The sequence below is a fragment of the Ruegeria sp. SCP10 genome (genome assembly GCF_040329495.1).
GTDB lineage: Bacteria > Pseudomonadota > Alphaproteobacteria > Rhodobacterales > Rhodobacteraceae > Ruegeria.
The window spans coordinates 149,321-168,503 of the sequence record NZ_JBDZYF010000002.1 but is presented as its reverse complement, the minus strand read 5'-3'; the positions used below and the strand labels follow the sequence as shown (position 1 = coordinate 168,503).

General features: G+C 58.3%; 15 protein-coding genes. 4 read left to right on the top strand and 11 right to left on the bottom strand.

The annotated features are described in order from the left end of the window. Window positions 1-115 precede the first annotated feature (115 nt). Together ABLN87_RS07170 and ABLN87_RS07165 are read left to right on the top strand one after the other, a co-directional pair. A complete protein-coding gene (locus tag ABLN87_RS07170; protein ID WP_353008606.1) occupies window positions 116-1,747 on the top strand; it encodes a DUF4139 domain-containing protein in 1,632 nt (543 codons plus the stop codon). Between the two features lie 290 nt (window positions 1,748-2,037). Continuing rightward, complete coding sequence (locus ABLN87_RS07165) at window positions 2,038-3,144, top strand: TIGR03032 family protein (protein WP_353008605.1); 1,107 nt, start codon at window positions 2,038-2,040, stop codon at window positions 3,142-3,144. A 215-nt stretch (window positions 3,145-3,359) separates the two neighbouring features. On the opposite strand, the gene ABLN87_RS07160 is transcribed toward ABLN87_RS07165, so the two are convergent. Together ABLN87_RS07160 and glyA (ABLN87_RS07155) are read right to left on the bottom strand one after the other, a co-directional pair. Then, window positions 3,360-4,802: a hypothetical protein gene (locus tag ABLN87_RS07160; protein WP_353008604.1), complete on the bottom strand. Its 1,443-nt coding sequence runs from the start codon at window positions 4,800-4,802 to the stop codon at window positions 3,360-3,362. Between the two features lie 231 nt (window positions 4,803-5,033). Then, a complete protein-coding gene (gene glyA, locus ABLN87_RS07155) occupies window positions 5,034-6,344 on the bottom strand; it encodes a serine hydroxymethyltransferase (protein WP_353008603.1) in 1,311 nt (436 codons plus the stop codon). 97 nt (window positions 6,345-6,441) lie between these two features. On the opposite strand from glyA (ABLN87_RS07155), the gene ABLN87_RS07150 reads away from it, so the two are divergent. After that, on the top strand, window positions 6,442-7,308 hold the full coding sequence (locus ABLN87_RS07150; RefSeq protein ID WP_353008602.1) for a LysR family transcriptional regulator: 867 nt from the start codon (window positions 6,442-6,444) through the stop codon (window positions 7,306-7,308). Window positions 7,309-7,323: 15 nt separating this feature from the next. Here the strand turns inward: ABLN87_RS07150 and ABLN87_RS07145 are convergent, their stop codons facing one another. The 9 genes from ABLN87_RS07145 to glyA (ABLN87_RS07105) all read right to left on the bottom strand — a co-directional run bounded on the left by ABLN87_RS07145 (window position 7,324) and on the right by glyA (ABLN87_RS07105) (window position 18,448). Continuing rightward, window positions 7,324-8,319 (bottom strand): helix-turn-helix domain-containing protein, encoded by a 996-nt coding sequence (locus ABLN87_RS07145; RefSeq protein ID WP_353008601.1) that lies wholly within the window; start codon window positions 8,317-8,319, stop codon window positions 7,324-7,326. Between the two features lie 80 nt (window positions 8,320-8,399). Next, a complete protein-coding gene (gene gcvP, locus ABLN87_RS07140; RefSeq protein ID WP_353008600.1) occupies window positions 8,400-11,255 on the bottom strand; it encodes an aminomethyl-transferring glycine dehydrogenase in 2,856 nt (951 codons plus the stop codon). Between the two features lie 178 nt (window positions 11,256-11,433). Continuing rightward, on the bottom strand, window positions 11,434-11,799 hold the full coding sequence (gene gcvH, locus ABLN87_RS07135; RefSeq protein WP_353008599.1) for a glycine cleavage system protein GcvH: 366 nt from the start codon (window positions 11,797-11,799) through the stop codon (window positions 11,434-11,436). A gap of 17 nt (window positions 11,800-11,816) precedes the next feature. Continuing rightward, window positions 11,817-12,911: a glycine cleavage system aminomethyltransferase GcvT gene (gene gcvT, locus ABLN87_RS07130; RefSeq protein WP_353008597.1), complete on the bottom strand. Its 1,095-nt coding sequence runs from the start codon at window positions 12,909-12,911 to the stop codon at window positions 11,817-11,819. 16 nt (window positions 12,912-12,927) lie between these two features. After that, entirely contained in the window at window positions 12,928-13,350 is a 423-nt protein-coding gene (locus ABLN87_RS07125; RefSeq protein ID WP_353008596.1) for a universal stress protein, read from the bottom strand. Window positions 13,351-13,428: 78 nt separating this feature from the next. Further along, window positions 13,429-14,802 (bottom strand): alanine/glycine:cation symporter family protein, encoded by a 1,374-nt coding sequence (locus tag ABLN87_RS07120; protein ID WP_353008594.1) that lies wholly within the window; start codon window positions 14,800-14,802, stop codon window positions 13,429-13,431. Window positions 14,803-14,826: 24 nt separating this feature from the next. Next, the gene (lipA, locus tag ABLN87_RS07115) at window positions 14,827-15,771 is read right to left on the bottom strand and encodes a lipoyl synthase (protein WP_353008593.1); all 945 of its coding nucleotides are present in this window, start codon (window positions 15,769-15,771) and stop codon (window positions 14,827-14,829) included. A gap of 14 nt (window positions 15,772-15,785) precedes the next feature. Then, on the bottom strand, window positions 15,786-17,168 hold the full coding sequence (lpdA, locus tag ABLN87_RS07110; RefSeq protein WP_353008591.1) for a dihydrolipoyl dehydrogenase: 1,383 nt from the start codon (window positions 17,166-17,168) through the stop codon (window positions 15,786-15,788). Window positions 17,169-17,179: 11 nt separating this feature from the next. After that, window positions 17,180-18,448 carry a serine hydroxymethyltransferase gene (gene glyA / locus ABLN87_RS07105; protein ID WP_353008589.1) on the bottom strand — a complete coding sequence of 423 codons (1,269 nt, stop codon included), beginning with the start codon at window positions 18,446-18,448 and terminating at the stop codon, window positions 17,180-17,182. A gap of 132 nt (window positions 18,449-18,580) precedes the next feature. Between glyA (ABLN87_RS07105) and ABLN87_RS07100 the strand changes: the two genes are divergently transcribed. After that, window positions 18,581-19,183, top strand: coding sequence for a helix-turn-helix domain-containing protein (locus ABLN87_RS07100; protein WP_353008588.1), 603 nt, complete (start codon window positions 18,581-18,583; stop codon window positions 19,181-19,183).

The following is a 19,183-nucleotide window of genomic DNA, read 5'->3' as shown; positions in this document are numbered from 1 at the left end:
CAACCCAAAAACCACAAGGGTCGCCTTTAAGGGCGACCCTTTTTCTTTGCGCTTGAGGAAATCGGCTGCTCCTGCAAGCTTGCGGAGAGACCCATCCAATTTTCTGCGAGCTATTATGAGACCCCTGATATACCTGCTGGCATTTATGCCTTCTGTGCTTCTGGCTGAAACATTCCCAATCAACACCGTGGTGAGTGAGGTCACGGTTTACCCCGAGGGGGCCGAGATTTTCCGGTCGGGCACTTACGATATCCCGGCGGGCAACCATCGCTTGGTCTTGCAGGGGATTCCCGCAAATGATGGCAGCCAACTGCTGACAATTCAGGTCCATACTGAAGGTCTTGAACAGACCGCGCTGATCCGCCGGTACGAAAACGTACCGATACAAGATCACAAAACCGATGCCGTGCTGCAAGCAGAAGACCGAATTCAGGCCATCGAAGATCAGATCACCTTGGTTGAGGACGCCGCAAGAACAGCGCTTCTGAGGGCCGACGCCGCGCAGCAATCGTTGTCGTTTCTGGGCCAGCTGGGCGACAACGAAGGCTTGGCATCCGACCCCAAAACGCTGCGCGAGATCACACGCATGATCGCTCAAGAAACCCTGAAAGCCGAGCAGGATGTTCAGGCCGCAGAAATCGAAGCCCGCGAGATCGCGCGCCAGCTTGAACAGCTTGAGGAAGACTTAGGGATTGCACAGGCCGACCTCAACGCGCTGATCCCCGAAACCGATGATCATCTTTATGTCGCCATTGATGTCGTCACCGACACAGCGGTAGAAGGTCGGCTGACCGTTTCTTACATCGACTCGTATACCGCCGAGTGGTCGCCGGGGTACGAGTTTCACCTGACGACGGGCACTGCTCCGACAGTGCGGATCGACCGAAATGTCCTCATTACACAAGATACGGGCGAGAATTGGCGCGACATCGTACTTCACGTGTCGACCATAGCGCCCACGGGTCAGAACGCGGCATCGTGGCTGCCGCCCTGGCGGCGGATGATCCAAGAGAAACGGCAAGCACAGTCCGACAGGGGCAGTTTTGCCAGCCTTGCAGAGCCGGTCGTCGAAGCACCCGTCATCGTGGAGGAAACCGGCAGTGGCCTGTCCCTCACTTCTACAGTCGATGGCACGGGCGTTACCTATACTCTGCCCTCGCCGGTCTCGGTTTCGACCGGTGACGAAATCACCCAGATTGCGCTGGATTCGACCAGTCAGCCTGCGAAAATCTTTGCGCTCGGCGTGCCCTGGCGCGACAAAACGGCTTATCGTACCGCCGGTTTCATCAATCCGTTCGATCAAAGGCTGCTCAGTTCAGTTGCCTCTCGGTGGTTTGTGGATGATGTTCTGGTCGCCGCCGGAGAGTCCCCGGAAATCGGCCCTCGGGAAGAGGTTCATATGGGTTTTGGGCCGATCCAGGGCCTGACGCTTTCGCGGCACATCCTAAGCCGTAGCAGCGGCGATGCAGGGATTATCACACGCTCAAACCAACATATCGAACGGGCTGAGATCATTGTTGAGAACCTGACCGATCAGCCCTGGCCCCTACGCCTGCTGGACCGTGTTCCATATTCGGAACAGGACGATCTGCAAATCTCGTGGACGGCCCAGCCCCGTCCGACGGATGAAAATGTCGACAACCAGCGCGGTATTCTGGCCTGGGAGATGGAGCTTGCCCCAGGTCAGGCAGAAACGGTGCAGTTGGATCTTGAGATGAACTGGCCTGAAGACATGGAACTGCGGTAACTCTCTCTGCCCATCAGCCCACCTCATCTGGTCTGAAAATCCGCGCTCATGGTCTCAGCTTTCCATTCCCGGCAGGACCTAGTGCTGAGATTTGATATTGTTCAGGATCCCGTCTGAAGATCATTAGATATTTTCTGCTGAAATTGCAGAGGCGCGACGGAGCATTATCCGCAACTTAGGATTGGTTTTGTTGCATTCGTCAGGTGTGCGTTTAGAAATCAGAAGGGCATATTGCGGTTGATACTTCCCTCCGACCACATCGGCTCAAACAAAAGGCCCCGAGTAACCCCATGACGAACACAGCCTCCGAACAAAACCAACAGGACGCCGTTGAATATAGCCAGTCCCGGGGTTTAGTGGATCGGTTGGCGCGATTGGACTGCTCGCTTGCGCTTTCCTCCTACCAATCCGGGCTGCTGTACCATCTGGGTCGGGGTTCCGACGGATCGTTGCATGTGCATCAGTCGGCCATGCCAAAACCCATGGGGCTCCATTATGATGGCCAAGGTGGGCTGACGCTGGCCGGGGGCGCCGAAATTCTGAGGTTCCAGAACATTCTCGCCCCGCATGAGCGCATCAATAACGTCTTCGATGCCTGTTTTATGCCACGGCTTATACATAGTGTTGGTGAGTTGGATGTTCACGATATCGGGCTGGATGCAGATGGCGCCCCCGTCTTTGTGAACACCCGTTTCAACTGCCTATCGACCCTGTCCAAGCGCCACAGCTTCGTACCTGTGTGGACCCCGCCGTCGATTACTCAGATCGTGGATGAGGACCGGTGCCATCTGAACGGGATGGCCATGCGCGACGGCCAGCCCGCCTATGTCACTGCCGTATCCCAATCCAACACGATTGACGGGTGGAGAGATCGCCGCGTTGACGGAGGCGTCGCCATTGACGTCCAGAACAACCAAGTTGTGTGCAAGGGCCTGTCGATGCCGCATTCGCCGCGCTGGTACAATGGCAAGCTCTGGCTTCTGAACTCTGGCACCGGTGAGCTAGGCTATGTGGATGGGCTGGAAGGGGGTGATCCGGGTCAGTTCAAACCGATTGTATTTTGCCCGGGGTTCCTGCGCGGGCTGCGACTATACAAAGGATATGCTTTCGTCGGTCTGTCCAAGCCGCGCTACAAGCGGTTCGAAGGGCTGCCATTGGCAGATCGGCTGGACGCCGCAGACAGCGACGCGTGGTGTGGCCTGCAGATCATCGACCTTGCCACCGGCACCTGTGTCGACTGGTTCCGCATCGATGGCGCGATAACGGAACTCTATGACGTCGAGATCATCCCGGGATTTGCAACGCCTATGACGGTCAGCCCTGGCGGCGCCGAAGCGGCGAGTCTGATCACTTGGGATAAACCAGAGACTGCCGACACGCCGACGTCGCAAAGGTAACTCAACTCTACGTTTGCCGCACAACCAATTCATTGAACGTCATACGACCCTGACCCAACCGTCATAGTCAGATCAGGGCAAGACTAACGTTCTACATCAGAAGACCCCAAAAGATCGAATGTTCGTTTGCAATGAAGTTAGCAGCGAACTGCAGGTCGGCGCGATAAACGACAAGAAAGTCCGCTCTGAGCCCATTCCAACGGATACTGCAATGATTACAAATGGCCGCTATTGGAGACTTCACTCCAATTTAACGTTTCTAGATTAAGCAGGAACGTTGAGTCATTGTCTTCATATCCGGGTTCGATTTTGCCCCCAATGACAAGAATTCCACCCTCTGTCAAAACGGCCCTGTGACGGTGTATCCAACCCGGTCCCGAACCGCTCGTCTGCATGGGAGTAATTGAAAAATTGATTGTGTTTAGGCGAAGAACTTGCGTTTGTCCTTTCCTGCGGTTTTCGGGGTATCCGAGCGAACCAATTAACCAAATTTGATCTCCAACCAGAGTCGCCGAGTGAAAATCTGTGGGTGGAAAAACGTCTTCTGGGTAAACGAAATGATCAACACTACCGTCCGTGCCTAGAACCGTGACATCCGCGTAAATGCAAAAATCGTCATCGTAGTGGTCTTCATGCTCGCCAGCGACAAACACCAGCCGACCGTCCGGCAACACGGTTGCGCTGCGTCCAAAGCGGGAGAACGTCCAAACTGGATTGTTCCGGTCAGGTGCGCATATCAGCGATTTGGGTGCGCCATACCCACCGATGCGCATTTGTTCGCTCCAAAAAGCAGGCAATAATCTCTCAGGATTCGACTGACCAACTCGCCGGGTGCGATTTGCCTCAAATACTGATTGCGTGAGTTTTATTTCTGGCAAGCTCGAAAGTTCTGGGTCTTCGAGCGAAGGTCCGTACTCAAATTCGGCTGGATTTACCCCATAAGCCACGAATAGCCTGCGCATTGGGTCCGAAGTCGCGTTTGCTACTGGCGATGTATAGGACTTCGCGGGTGATCCGAACGGGGCTGCACCCGCAGCGAGCAACGCTTCGGCTGTGGCCAAATCGTCATTGTCGACAGCCCGCTCAAGTGCACCCCATTCGATGTCATCGATGGCATTGGGATCAAAGCCCAAATCCATGAGCCACTTCACGACGTCCGACGCACGCGCTCTAACCGCTGCGATAACTGCGCCTGAATCCTTGTTGCGACCAGCGTTGAACTTAGAAACGTACTCCCGTGCAGCGGCGATGTTCCCGACGCGGCAAGCAAACCAGAAAGGATCAAGGTCTTTCGTTTGAGGCGATGCAGGCACATCGCCGAGAGCGAGAGAAACCTGATCTGGTGTCCATCCTGTTTTTGCGCCAGAGCGTATCAGCAAACGCATTGATGCCATCTTGCCGTCCGCAAAACACCGGCCAAATGGTGTAACGCCATAGCCGCGCGGAGTAGCATCAACGTCTGCACCCGAGGCTATGTGCTCTCGAAGTTTCTCGCAAAGTTCGTCGTCAGGAAACTTGAGAACATCACGAAAAAGGTCCGAAAATTCTGCCGAGAGCCCTAGATAAGAGCTTTCTCTGTTCAAGTCATGATTTGAAAAAGCCTGACTGAGGGCATGTTCTTCTGCCTGAAACGAGGCAAGTAGTTCTAAATTGTTCATGATGAAGCGCCGTAGTTGGCGTGTTTAGAAAAAGAGGACCTATTTCATCAACCAGTAATGGTGACCTGTCAACGCTTCAATCAAAGGAAGCTGACGTTGATGCAGCTAAAGTAAATGGCAGCTTCGTCCGCACCCCCGCCATTGAGTTAGAAATTTTTGGGCTTTGGACCAACGATATATGACGTGGCAGTGAAATCATGTTTGTCCGATCCGCAACTCAAACGTCGAAGGTCAAATATGAACAAAGGATAGGCTGTCAAAGCTTTGCCGCCAGTCGCTGACCTCGGCACCAACGTCTTCGCCCGCCAAGCCGCGCGCGATCAGTGTGGCCAGCCTGTCTGCATGATCCGTTGTCATGCCCCATCTTACCAGTTCCGGGGTGCCTATGCGTAAGCCGTTCATGTCGCCCTGCACTGCCGGCGCTGGAAGGCCGATGCCACAAGCCAGAAAGCCCGCCTGTCGCAGGGTTTTGGAGGCGGCTTGCCCGCCACCAAGCGCCTTAGCCAAAACAGCAAACTGGTGGGAGCAGGTGAAACCCTCTCGGCCAGCAAAGACAGGTACGCCATTGTCATTCAGACGCTCGGCAAGCGCTTGTGCCATTGCGATCATCTGTGTCGCATAGTCGGCCCCGAAATCGCGCCAATCCAGCATAGTGACCGCAAGCGCAGCAGACTTCGCCGCGTCGAAATTGGCTGTCATTCCGGGGAACGCGATTGCGTCCAGACGCTCGGCCAGATCAGCCTCATTGGTAACAATCAACCCACCGGCAGGGCCGCCAAGGCTTTTGTAGGTGCTCATTGTCATCAGATGCGCGCCTTCAGCCAGCGGGTCTCGCCACGCCTTGCCTGCGATGATCCCGCACTGATGTGCGGCGTCGAACATCACTTTGGCACCAACCTCATCGGCGATGGCGCGGATCTCTTTCACCGGATGTTCGAACAGGTTGAGGCTACCCCCAACCGTGATCAGTTTGGGTCGTTCGCGTTTCGCCATGGTGTGCAGTTGATCCAGATCGATGGTGTATCCATCTGCATCAGTTGGTGCCTCAACTGTGCGCAGCCCGAACAGACCCGCACAGCCCGCCAGATGATGCGTGACATGACCGCCAATCGACGCAGGGGGTGCGATGATCGTATCGCCCGGCTTGCACGTGGCCATAAAGCCGTAAAGGTTTGCGATCGCGCCCGACGGCACGCGGATCTCCGCGAAACGTGCGTCGAAAACCTCTGCACAAAGCTGAGTGGCGATCACCTCGATCTCTTCGATGGCCTCAAGGCCCATCTCATACTTGTCACCCGGATATCCAAGCGAAGGGCGCGACCCGATACCCGAGGCCAACAGCGCCTCGGCCCTCGGGTTCATGACATTTGTGGCGGGGTTGAGGTTAAAACACTCTTTCTCGTGGATCTCGCGATTGCGGTTCGCCAGATCATCGATCCGGTCCAGCAATGCGCCCGACGCACTGCCGGCAGTGGCTGTCGCGATCTGCTGTACAAGCGCTTCGCTGGCGTCCGGAACCCAGGGTCTTAAGTCGATTGTCATTGCTGCACACTCCTTGCTTGGCTTCAGAATGGACGGTCTGCATGACAATGCAAATCAGTTCTGCTATTTCTTGCCCTAGGAAAACTAAGGCTAATGAATGGCAGTTCTTCCCCGCCGACCCAAGGGGCCGCCCCTGAACGCATTGCGCGCCTTCGAGGCTGCGGCACGTCTGGGCAGTTTTGTTGCAGCAGCCGAGGAACTGGGTGTCACCGCCGGTGCGGTGTCGCAGCATGTCAAAGCTGTAGAAGCCTGGTCCGGCACCAGCCTGTTTGAGCGCGGCGCACAAGGTGTTTCATTGTCTGCCGCTGGTCGTTTGTTGACCGAGGATTTCACACAGGCCTTCGATCTGCTGGCCGCAGCAACCCAAAACCTGCGCAACCTGGCACCCAACCCCGAAGTTCACATTGCCGCACTGCCATCGGTCGCGCAGCTTTGGTTGCCCTCGCGTCTGGGTCGATTGCGCAACCTGCATCCCAATCTGAACATATCCGTAACAGCGATGGAGAACCCTCCGAGCCTGACTAGAGATCTGTTTGATTTGTCGATCTTCATATCTCTGCCGGACGAAACCGCAGATCAGATCATCGTCGAAGAAGACATCATCTTTCCGGTTTGCGCCCCAAAGCTGGCCAAGGATGTTGATCTAAAAACCGCACCCTTGCTTCACGATCAGACCTGGGAAAGTGATTGGTCCGCGTGGTCAAACGCCACAGGCATCGATATCGGCGATCCGGCACGCGGCCCTCGGTACTCGCTCTATGCCTTGGCGGTCGAAGAGGCGAAATCAGGCGCGGGGGTTCTGATGGGGCATGCTGCGCTTGTTGCGCAGGCGCTGGATGCGCAGCAGCTCAGCCGTGTGTCGGAGGACAGTCATAAAACCGGCAAAGCCCTGGTGATCGAACGTCCACGTCGGTCCCCGCGCCATCCGGAAATCGATCATGTCATCGATCTTCTGTGTAGATAAAGGCCGCAGTTGGTTCTACGAACCCGCAGCATATCCAAGATAACGGCGGGTCCTGATGTCCTCAGGCCGCGATCCGCACTGTTCGAACAAAGCGCGCGACATGGCAGCACGCGAGGAAAACCCGGTTGCAGCTGCTATTTCGACCAACGACATGTCGGTCTGCCTCATCAGATCAATAGCTCTCTCTATCCGAAGCTCTTTATACGTGTACAGAAGCGTGGTGCCGGTTTTACAGAGGTATCGTCTCTGAAGTTGACGGGTCGAGGCACCCACTGCCCTTGATAGGTCAGTGATACTCAGAGGCTCCTCGATATGCTCCAACATGGTCGACAGAGTCAGGATGACCAGTTCGTCCCCACCAGATCTACGAACAAGCCGATTGGCGGTCTGGCTCTCTATTGCCTGTTTTGGCTCTTCCAGACCGACATATCTGCGTACCGCATCTGCAAGATGTTCGCCATGATCCCTCGACACAAACTCAGTCAGCAGGCGCAGGGCGCTGATGCGGGTGTTTGCGCTATGCCATCGCCCGTTGAGTGAAAGATACGTTGAGGCACCACAACTTCTTATACCACGCTCTGACGCTGCCGACTGAAAACTGGAATGTATCGCAGCGACATGCCCGTCACAGCCGCTAGCCTGGGCCAGCAGCATCACGGCGCCCCCAACCAGCACAACCCGCGGCGCGAGGTTCAGCACCTGGGTCGCCCAGTGTTTTTGCGCGCCAGCCAGATTCCAGTTCTCCTCCAGACCCCCCCAGATAACAGCAGTCCGCCCTGCCCAATACAGAGGCCCGCCGACCTTATCCTCGGCAAGGGCACGCAAAGTGACAACGTAGCGCTGATGGTCCATCAAACCGTTCAAAGCCCGGTAGAAATCCAACACCAGCTCTGCCGATGCGCGGGAGGCATTCGGGTGCAAAATGACATCAACATACTGAACGCGCTCAGACACCGTCGCAAAGGCGTTTGCCTTGTTTTTGGGTTCGTTACGCAGGACGTAATGTTTCATATGTCATGACACTTCTGTTTTGGGTGGCAGAGAGCGGGGGCCGCTCTGCTGCCGGTGGACCCCCCCCTTGGGGGGTGTTTTTATTCGGCGGCGTCTTGGTATTCGGTCATTGGAGGGCATGTGCAGACGAGGTTTCGGTCGCCATATGCGTTGTCGACGCGGTTGACGGGGGACCAGTATTTGTCGACGCCCATGGAGCCTGGGGGGAAGCAGGCCTGTTCGCGGCTATAAGGCCGGTCCCAGTCACCGACCAGATCGCGCACCGTGTGGGGGGCGTTTTTCAGCGGGTTGTTGTCCGCGTCGATGGTGCCGTCGATGATGTCCTGTGCCTCAGCCCGGATCGAGAGCATGGCGTCGCAGAAGCGGTCCAGCTCGGCCTTGGGTTCCGATTCCGTGGGCTCGACCATCAGGGTGCCTGCCACCGGCCAGGACATGGTCGGCGCATGGAAGCCTGAATCGACCAGACGCTTGGCCACATCGTCGACGGTGACATGCGCCTCGGCGTCCAAGGGGCGGGTGTCGAGGATGCATTCATGCGCCACACGACCGGTCTCGGAGGTATAAAGGATGGGATAAGCATCCTTGAGACGCGCGGCGATGTAGTTGGCGTTCAGGATCGCCACTTTGGTCGCCTGCGTCAGACCCGCACCACCCATCAGCAGCACATAGGCCCATGAGACCGGCAGAATGGACGGAGACCCAAAGGGCGCGGCCGAGACCGGACCGACGGCGGTGCCATATTCCGGATGGCCGGGCAGATGCTCGGTCAGATGCGCCTTGACGCCGATCGGACCCATGCCGGGGCCACCGCCGCCATGGGGGATGCAGAAGGTCTTGTGCAGGTTCAGGTGGCTGACGTCACCGCCAATGTCACCCGGACGCGACAGGCCCACCATGGCGTTCATGTTGGCACCGTCGATATAGACCTGACCGCCATGGTCATGGGTGATCTGGCAGACCTCCTGCACGGTGGTCTCGAACACGCCATGGGTGGACGGATAGGTGATCATGCAGGCGGCCAGATAATCGGAGTGCTTCTCGGCCTTGGCGCGGAAGTCGTTCAGATCGATATTGCCATTCTCATCCGCCAGAACCGGCACCACCTGCCAGCCCACCATCTGGGCCGAGGCCGGGTTGGTGCCATGCGCCGAGGTTGGGATCAGGCAGACATTGCGCTGCCCTTCGCCGCGGGCGAAGTGGTAGTTGCGGATGGTCAAGAGACCCGCATATTCCCCCTGCGCGCCCGAGTTGGGCTGTTGGCTGATCGCGTCATAGCCGGTGATCTGGCACAGCTTGTCGTTCAGATCGGCAATCATCTCGTGATAACCCTGCGCCTGATCTTCGGGGCAGAACGGGTGCAGGTTGCCGAACTCGGGCCAGGTAACCGGGATCATCTCGATCGTGGCGTTCAGCTTCATGGTGCAGGACCCCAGCGGGATCATTGCCCGGTCCAGCGCCAGGTCGCGGTCGGCCAGACGGCGCATATAGCGGGTGATCTCGGCCTCGGCCCGGTTCTGGTGGAAGATCGGATGGGTCAGGTAGGCGCTTTCGCGCAGCGCGTAATCGGGCAGGCGATAAGCGACATTCGAGCTGTCATCCTGACGGTCGATGCCAAAGGCGCCCCAGACGGCCTCGATGGTCTCGGGCCGGGTCTGTTCGTCCAGACTGATGCCAACCTTGGTCTCGCCGACCTTGCGCAGGTTCACACCGCGCGCCACGGCGGCCTCCATCACTGTTGTCTGCAGGGGACCGACCTCAACCGTGATGGTATCGAAGAACACTTCCGGTTCAACGGCAAAGCCTGCCTCTTCCAGACCGGCGGCCAGGCGCGAGGTCTTGCGGTGCACCGATTGCGCGATGGCCTTGATGCCGTCGGGGCCATGATAGACTGCATACATTGAGGCAATGACAGCCAGCAACGCCTGCGCGGTACAGACGTTCGAGTTGGCTTTCTCACGCCGGATATGCTGTTCGCGGGTTTGCAGCGACAGGCGGTACGCCTTGTTGCCCCGGCTGTCGATGCTGACGCCGATGATCCGGCCGGGCATCGAGCGCTTCAGCTTGTCGGTGGTTGCCATATAGGCGGCGTGCGGGCCGCCATAGCCCATCGGCACACCAAAGCGCTGGGTCGAGCCGATGGCGATATCCGCACCCATCTCACCGGGGGATTTCAGCAGCGCCAGCGACAGGATGTCGGCAGCGACAATGGCGATGGCTTTATGTTCGTGCAGCGCCGCGATTTCCTTGGTGAAGTCGCGCACGTGACCATGGGTGCCGGGATATTGGAAGATCGCGCCAAAGACCGCGCCTGCGTCCAGCGTGTCCGGGTCGGCCACCTGCACGTCGATGCCCAGAGGCTCAGCGCGCGTTTTAATGACCGCGATGGTCTGCGGGTGGCAGTTTTTGTCGACAAAGAAAGCCGCGTTGTTGGCCTTGGACCGGCCGCCGCGCTTGGCCATGGCCATGGCTTCGGCAGCGGCGGTGGCTTCGTCCAGCAGCGAGGCGTTGGCCACGTCCAGCCCGGTCAGGTCGCTGACCATGGTCTGGAAGTTCAACAGCGCCTCAAGACGGCCCTGGCTGATCTCGGGCTGATAAGGTGTATAGGCGGTGTACCAGGCCGGGTTTTCCAGAATGTTGCGCAGGATCGGTGCAGGCGTGGTGGTGCCGTAATAGCCCTGACCGATCAGCGAGGTCAGAACTTTGTTCTTGCTCGCCACCTCTTTCATGTAGAACAGCGCATCGCGCTCGGTCATCGCCGGTCCCCAGTCCAGCGGCTCTTTCTGCCGGATCGCAGGCGGAACCGTGGCGTCGATCAGTTGGTCCAGCGTCTTGAAGCCGATCACCTTGAGCATGTCGCGCATCTCGGTCGGGCTGGGCCCGATATGGCGGCGGTTGGCGAAGTCATAGGCTTCGTAGTCGGTCAGTTTGAAGGCCATGTGTGCGCTCCTCAAGGAATGTCTCGCCCGGCCGCTGTGGCGGATGCCTCCGGCGTGGGGTGAGGGCCGTCTTGGAATCTGTCCAGTGGACAGATTCAGGCCCGAACGGGCGGAGCCCCAAATCAGCGGCTCCAGGTGAAAGAAGGGGCGAATCCGTGCAAGGACCCGCCGTTTGGGTTTATCCGATGAAGGCTTTGTAGCCCGCTTCGTCCATCAGATCTTCAAGCTGCGACGCGTCTGTGATCTTGATCTTGTAAATCCAGGCCTCGCCCTCGGGGTCGTCGTTCAGCGCGCCGGGATTGTCGGCCAGCGCCTCGTTGACCTCGGTGATCTCACCATCAACTGGCGCATAAAGCTCGGACGCCGCTTTGACGGATTCGATCACGCCAATCTCGCCATCCTTCTCGAACTCATCGCCCACCTCCTGCTGCTCGACAAAGACCACTTCGCCCAGCTGTTCAGCCGCGTGTTTGGTGATGCCCAGCGTGGCGGTGTCGCCCTCGACCATCAGCCATTCATGCTCTTCGGAATAATAGGTTGCCATGTCTCTCTCTCCTGGCTTCAACGCTTGTAATTCTGTGTGACAAAGGGCAGCGCCACGATCTGCGCCGGTTGCGCCTTGCCCCGGATGATCAGATTGACCTTTTCACCCGGCTCACCATGGCCTGCGGACACGTAGCCCATCGCCACCGGGCCACCCACCGTGGGGCCAAAGCTGCCCGAGGTGATCTGACCGATGGTGTTGCCGTTGCTGCACTGGATCTCAACACCCTGACGCGCCGGGGCGCGGCCATCGGGCTTGATGCCCACCAGCTTGCGCGCGGCACCCTCGGCCAGTTCGCGTTGCACGCGATCCGCGCCCGGGAAGCCGCCCTCTTCCTTGCGGCGTTTCTGAATGGCCCAGCCAAGGCTGGCTTCAATCGGCGAGGTGCTCTGGTCGATGTCATTGCCATAGAGGCACAGCCCGGCCTCCAGCCGCAGGCTGTCGCGTGCGCCCAGACCCGCAGGTTCGCACTCCTCATGCGCCAGGAAGGCGCGGGTGATCTCGATCGCCTTATCTTCGGGGATCGAAATCTCATACCCGTCCTCGCCGGTATAGCCCAGGCGCGAGATACGGCAGTCTACGCCGTTGATATCCGCCACGGTGGTTTCCATGAACTTCAGATCCCGCGCCGCGGGGCAGAGCGCGCCCACCACGTCTTCGGCTTTGGGACCCTGCACCGCAACCAGCGCCCGGTCGAAGATCTCGGTCACTTCAACGCCGTCCAGGTTCGCTTTCATATGCGGAATATCCTGATGGCGCAGCGCCGCGTTTACCACCACAAAGTAATGATCGCCCGCATTCGACACGATCAGGTCATCCATGATCCCGCCGTCCTCATTCGTAAAGAACCCGTACCGCGCCTTGCCTTCCTTCAGCGTCGCATAAGCCTGCGGGCACAAAGCTTCCAGCTTCTCGCCCACATTCTCACCGCGCAAAATCACCTGACCCATATGAGACACATCAAACACAGCCGCCTTCTCACGACACTGCTTATGCTCCCCCATGATCCCCAACGGATACTGAACAGGCATCTCCCAACCCGCAAAATCAACCAGCTTACCTCCCAACTCAACATGCAAAGAGTACAAAGGGGTGCGTTTTAGTTCAGACATAATTCCAACCTTTCGATTAGCGGCACTGATCGCGAACGACCATGACGTTGCAATGTGCATTGCGCACGACTCGGGCCAGGTTCGGGCCAATTTCATAGATCGGGAAGTCGCCCTTGGTGGAGGCCATGATGATCAGGTCAAACCCCTCTTTGTAGGCGAGTTTCAGGATTTCACGGTAAACGCTGCCTTCTTCGATATGGATCGCCACATCGGAGGCATCAGCGTGATCCAGAATGGCCTGAACCGCGTTGCGGACATGATCCTTGGCTCCGGCGCCATAGTTCGCAGGCAGGTTTGGCAGTTGGATAATCTCGGGGATGACGGCAACCGCGTGCAGCTCGGCGCCGTAGAATTTCGCCTGTTCCAACGCAACCGGCAGAGCCTGTTTCCAGGAACGGTCGTCGGTATGATCAATGGGCAGCAGGATTTTCGTGGCCATCACGTCTCTCCTCGAGATATGGAATTCTGTTTCAAAGGCGGGGGGCCGGGTTGGCCCCCCGTTTTGGTCGGGGCGAACCTATTCGGCAGCTGTTGCGTCCGGCTCTTCGGACTTGCCGCCTGAGGCGAAGAACTCTTTCGTCAGTTTGAAGACGATCGGGCTCAGCAGGGCCAGGGCGATCAGGTTCGGGATGGCCATCATCGCGTTCAGCGTATCTGCCAGCAGCCAGATGAAGCCCAGATCTGCAGTTGCGCCAAAGTAGATCATGACAATCCACAGGACGCGGTAGGGCAACAGTGATTTGACGCCCAGAAGGAACTCGACACATTTCTCGCCGTAGAACGACCAGCCTAGGATAGTGGTGAAGGCAAAGATCGACAGAGCGATGGCGATCAGATACCCACCAATGCCCGGCAGCGACAATTCGAACGCAGCCGAGGTTAGCGCCGCACCGGATTCACCCGATGTCCAGGCACCCGACGCGATGATCGCCAGACCGGTGATCGAGCAGACGATGATGGTGTCGATGAAGGTACCCAGCATCGCGATCAGGCCCTGGTTGACCGGACCTTTGGTCTCGGCTGCGGCGTGTGCGATCGGGGCAGAGCCCAGACCAGCTTCGTTCGAGAACACACCGCGGGCCACACCAAAGCGGATCGCGGCCCAAACGGCAGCACCGGCAAAGCCGCCTTCGGCAGCGGACGGGGTGAAGGCGTGGGTGAAGACCAGCGACAGGGCAGAGCCGATGTTGCCGATGTTGATCAACAGAACCAGCAGGCCAGCGATGATATAGACGATGGCCATGAACGGAACCAGCTTACCGGCAACCGCGCCGATGCGGGTGATACCGCCCAAAATTACGGCTGCGGTCAGGACCATCAGGACAATACCGGTGACCGAGGTGTTCAGGCCAAAGTTGGCTTCCAGAACCTGCGCCACGCCGTTTGCCTGCACACCGTTGCCGATGCCAAAGGCCGCAACAGCGCCAAACAAGGCAAATGCAACGCCCAGCCAGGCCCATTTCGCGCCCAGGCCGTTCTTTATGTAGTACATTGGACCGCCGACATAATTGCCCAGCTCGTCCTTTTCACGGTATTTCACGGCGCAGACGGCCTCGGCATATTTGGTGGCCATGCCCACCAGGGCGGTCATCCACATCCAGAACAGGGCGCCTGGACCGCCCAGGAAGACAGCAGTGGCCACACCAGCGATGTTACCTGTACCGATGGTCGCCGACAGTGAGGTCATCAGCGCATTGAACGGGCTGATCTGCCCTTCGCCCTGACCTTCCCGGCCTTTGAACAACAGGCTGAAGCCCGTGCCAATGCGCAGGATCGGCATGAATTTCAGCCCGACCTGCAGGAAGAAGCCAACGCCAAGAATGAGGACCAGCATCAGCGGCCCCCACACGACGCCATTGATGGCTCCTACGATTGAATTTAACGCTTCCATGGTATTCCTCCCTAGTGCGTCTGGTTATGCCCCGGCAGCAATTGCTCGTTGGCGAGCTTGCTTGAGGGCGGCAAAGTCTTCGTCCGCATGGAACGACGAACGGGTCAGCGGCGTGGCCGACACGTGTAGAAAGCCCTTGGAACGTGCGATCTGCTCCAGCTGGGCGAACTCTTCCGGTGACCAGAACCGGTCGATCGGGTGATGTTTAGGGGTCGGTTGCAGGTATTGCCCGACTGTCAGGAAATCGACATTTGCGGCCCGCAGGTCATCCATCACTTGGCGCACGTCACTGAGGCTTTCGCCAAGGCCGACCATCAGTCCGGATTTGGTGAAAATCTCGGGATTTGCGCGTTTGGCATCGTCCAGCAAGCGCAGCGACGCATAGTAGCGGGCACCGGGCCGAACCGTCGGGTAGAGATGCGGTACCGTTTCCAGGTTGTGGTTGAATACGTCCGGCGCTGCTTCAAATACCAGAGTTGCGGCAGCCCCTTTTCCCAAGAAGTCCGGAGTTAGAACTTCGACGGTAGTTTCTGGGTTTTGGTGCCGCACTGCTCGGATCGTCTGCGCGATATGTTCGGCGCCGCCGTCATCCAAGTCATCGCGGTCAACTGATGTGATCACCACATGACGAAGCCCCAGTTTCTTGACGGCCGCCGCGACGCGGCCCGGCTCGAACACGTCCAATGCGTCTGGCCGACCGGTGGCCACGTTGCAGAAGGAACAGCCACGCGTGCAAACTTCACCCATGATCATCATGGTGGCGTGGCGCTTGGACCAGCACTCGCCGATATTCGGACAGGCGGCTTCTTCGCAAACGGTTGCCAGATTGTGGTCGCGCATCAGGCGGCGGGTTTCGTAATACTCTGCGCTTTCGACCTTTTTACGGCGAATCCACTTGGGCTTGCGGGGAATGACACTGTCTGCCTTCCTGGCCTTTTCGGGGTGGCGGGGACGAAGCTGGATGGTCATCTGGCGGCCCTTCCTTACGCGTGGATCGCGCGGCCCATGGCGTCAAGGCAGGCCTCTTTGACCGCCTCGCCCATGGCTGGATGTGCATGACAGGTGGAGGCGACCTCGGCGACGGTGGCACCTTTGGTCATCGCCAGAACCAGTTCGGCGATCAGATCACCGCCATGGGCACCGCAGATATGCGCACCCAGGATTTTGCCATTCGGATCAGCCAGAACCTTGACCGCGCCGTCTGTTTCTCCGGTCGATCGGGCGCGCGAGTTGGCCATGAACGCGAACTTGCCAACCGAGTATTCGATGCCCGCCTCTTTCAGCGCCTCTTCGGTTTGACCGACCGAGGCGACCTCGGGGTCAGTGTAAACCACGCCCGGAACGGTGTTGTAATCCACATGGCCTGCTTCACCGGCCAGCATTTCGACACAGGCGACGCCGTCCTCTTCGGCCTTATGCGCCAGCATCGGGCCGGGAACGCAATCGCCGATGGCATAGATGCCGGGGATCGATGTGCGGAAAGTGTTGTCCACTTGAATAAACCCACAAGGGTCCAGCGCGACGCCCAGATCTTCCAGCCCAAGCCCGCGTGTCACCGGACGGCGCCCTACGGCGATCAGAACCTTGTCAGCCTCGATCATCTCTTCCTTGTCTTTGCCGACCCGGTCCAGAGTAAGCGTCAAGCCGGTTTCAGACTTTCCAATGGTCTTCAGCGCTCGTCCCAACTGGAACTTCAGGCCGCGTTTGCTGAGCGCACGCTGCGCCAGTTTCGCAATCTCGCCGTCGATACCGGGCAGAACGCGATCCAGATACTCAACCACTATGACTTTGGCCCCAAGACGCGCCCAGACCTGGCCCAGCTCAAGCCCGATCACCCCTGCCCCGACGACGACCAGATGATCCGGCACCGTGTCCAGCGCCAATGCACCGGTTGAGCTAAGAACATCCTGCTCATCGATCTCGATACCGTTCAGAGGCGTCGGCTCGGACCCGGTGGCGATCAGAATATTCTTGGCCTCATAGGTGTCGTCGCCAACCTGCACCTGCCCGTCGGCGGGAATGCTGGCCCAGCCTTCGATCAGCTCAACGCCGTTCTTCTTGAATAGAAAACCGATGCCCTTGGTCAGATCGCCAACGATCTTGTCCTTGCGCCCCATCATTGACGGCACGTCGATGCTGGCCCCCTCGACGGCAATGCCATGGGAGGAGAGATGTGCAAGCTCGGCATATTTGGCCGAGGAGGTCAGCAACGCTTTGGAGGGGATGCACCCCACATTCAGACAGGTTCCGCCCAGCGCCCCACGCCCTTCCACGCAAGCCACTTTCATACCCAGTTGAGCCGCGCGGATCGCAGCAACATAACCGCCGGGACCGCCCCCGATGACGATGAGATCGTAAATGCTCATTGGGTGTTCTTTCAGTAGATTGGATAGTTGGCGCAGAGGGCGCGGACTTTTGCGCGAGTCTCTGCCTCGACAGCGGCATTGCCTTCGGGCGTCTCGCGCAGGGCATCCAGAACGTCGCCAATCAGGTGGCCAATCCGGGTGAACTCCTCCGGGCCAAACCCGCGGCTACATCCAGCGGCCGTTCCCAAACGGATACCGCTGGTGACAGTCGGTTTTTCCGGATCACCCGGAACACTGTTCTTGTTACAGGTGAACCCGGCCCGCTCCAGCGCGGCCTCGGCGTCTTTTCCGGTCACGCCAAGCGGCCTCAGATCGACCAGCATCAGGTGGTTTTCCGTGCCACCCGAAACGATGTCACATCCCCGCGCCATCATCACATTGGCCAGCGCCGCCGCGCTGTCCACGACGCGCTGCATATAGTGCTTGAACTCGGGCTTCAGTGCTTCCCCGAATGCGACGGCTTTACCGGCGATCACATGCATCAGTGGGCCGCCCTGAAGCCCGGGAAACACAGCCGAGTTGATCTTTTTAGCCAGCGCCTCGTCATTTGTCAGGATTATCCCGCCACGCGGACCGCGCAGGGTCTTGTGGGTCGTCGAGGTGACCACATGCGCGTGACCAATTGGCGAGGGGTGCAGCCCGGTCGCTACCAGACCCGCGATATGGGCCATGTCAGCCAGCAGCCAGGCACCAACCTCATCCGCGATCGCGCGGAACCGAGCAAAATCGATCTTTTGCGAATAGGCTGACGCGCCAGCGATGATCAGCTTTGGTTTTTCAGACCTGGCCAGCGCTTCGACTTGGTCATAGTCGATCAGCCCCTCGTCCGTCAGGCCGTACTGAACCGGGTGAAACCACTTGCCCGATTGAGCAGGCTTGGCACCGTGCGTCAGGTGACCACCGGCGTCAAGCGACATGCCAAGGATCGTGTCACCGGGGCTGAGCAGAGCAAGCTTCACCGCTCCGTTTGCCTGCGCGCCAGAGTGCGGCTGAACGTTGGCAAACTCACAACCAAACAACGTCTTCAGTCGCTCGATCGCTTCGACCTCAACCTCATCCACATATTCGCAACCGCCGTAGTAGCGGCGACCGGGATAGCCCTCAGCGTACTTGTTCGTGAGTACAGAACCCTGCGCGTCGATCACAGCCTGCGAGACGATATTCTCGGACGCGATAAGCTCGATCTGTTCTGCTTGGCGCTTGCCTTCACGTGCAAGAGACGCGGCGATAACCGGATCTGCATCTTTGAGCGTTCTTGTAAACAAGATTCCCTCCTCCATACGCGTATCCCAAGTACGAAATTTTGTTTCCTATAGTGGATATCGGATGCTAAAGGCAACATATATCTCGTACTTGTGAAGTTGTGTAAGGATGGGGAAATCGGTAACCTGCGGAAAATCAGGGAGATTTCTATGGTCGATGACAGCCTGAACGACGCCGTCGGGCCGGAAGAACAGGACGAAGGCGCTGCTTTGGGGCGCTCAATCCGGGATGCGCGCCGTGCAAAAGGGTGGACGTTGGAGGAAGCCGGACGGGCGGCGGGAATCGGTCGCTCGACACTTTCCAAGATCGAAAATAACCAGACGCGACCCAGTTTCGATATTGTACGCCGGCTGACCCAGGCGCTGGAAATGAGCACCCCGCAGCTGTTCCTACAATCGGGCCAACGCGGGATTTCGGGCCGCCGCGATTACACCCCAAAAGGCCAGGGCGAGATGAAGGACACCCCGACATATCTGCACGAGTTGCTCTGCCCTGAACTGACCAGCAAGCGAATGCTGCCTTACATCGCGACGATCAAAGCCCGTGATGTGTCTGAATTCGAGAACTGGATCAGGCATTCGGGTGAAGAGTTTATGTATGTGATCAGCGGCGAGTTGACCTTCATTTCGGAACACTATCGCCCATTGACCATGAAAGCGGGGGATTCACTATATTACGACAGCGGCATGGGGCATGGCTGTATCTCGACCAGCGAAGAAGATGCTCGCGTTTTGTGGGTGTCCTTGGAGTAA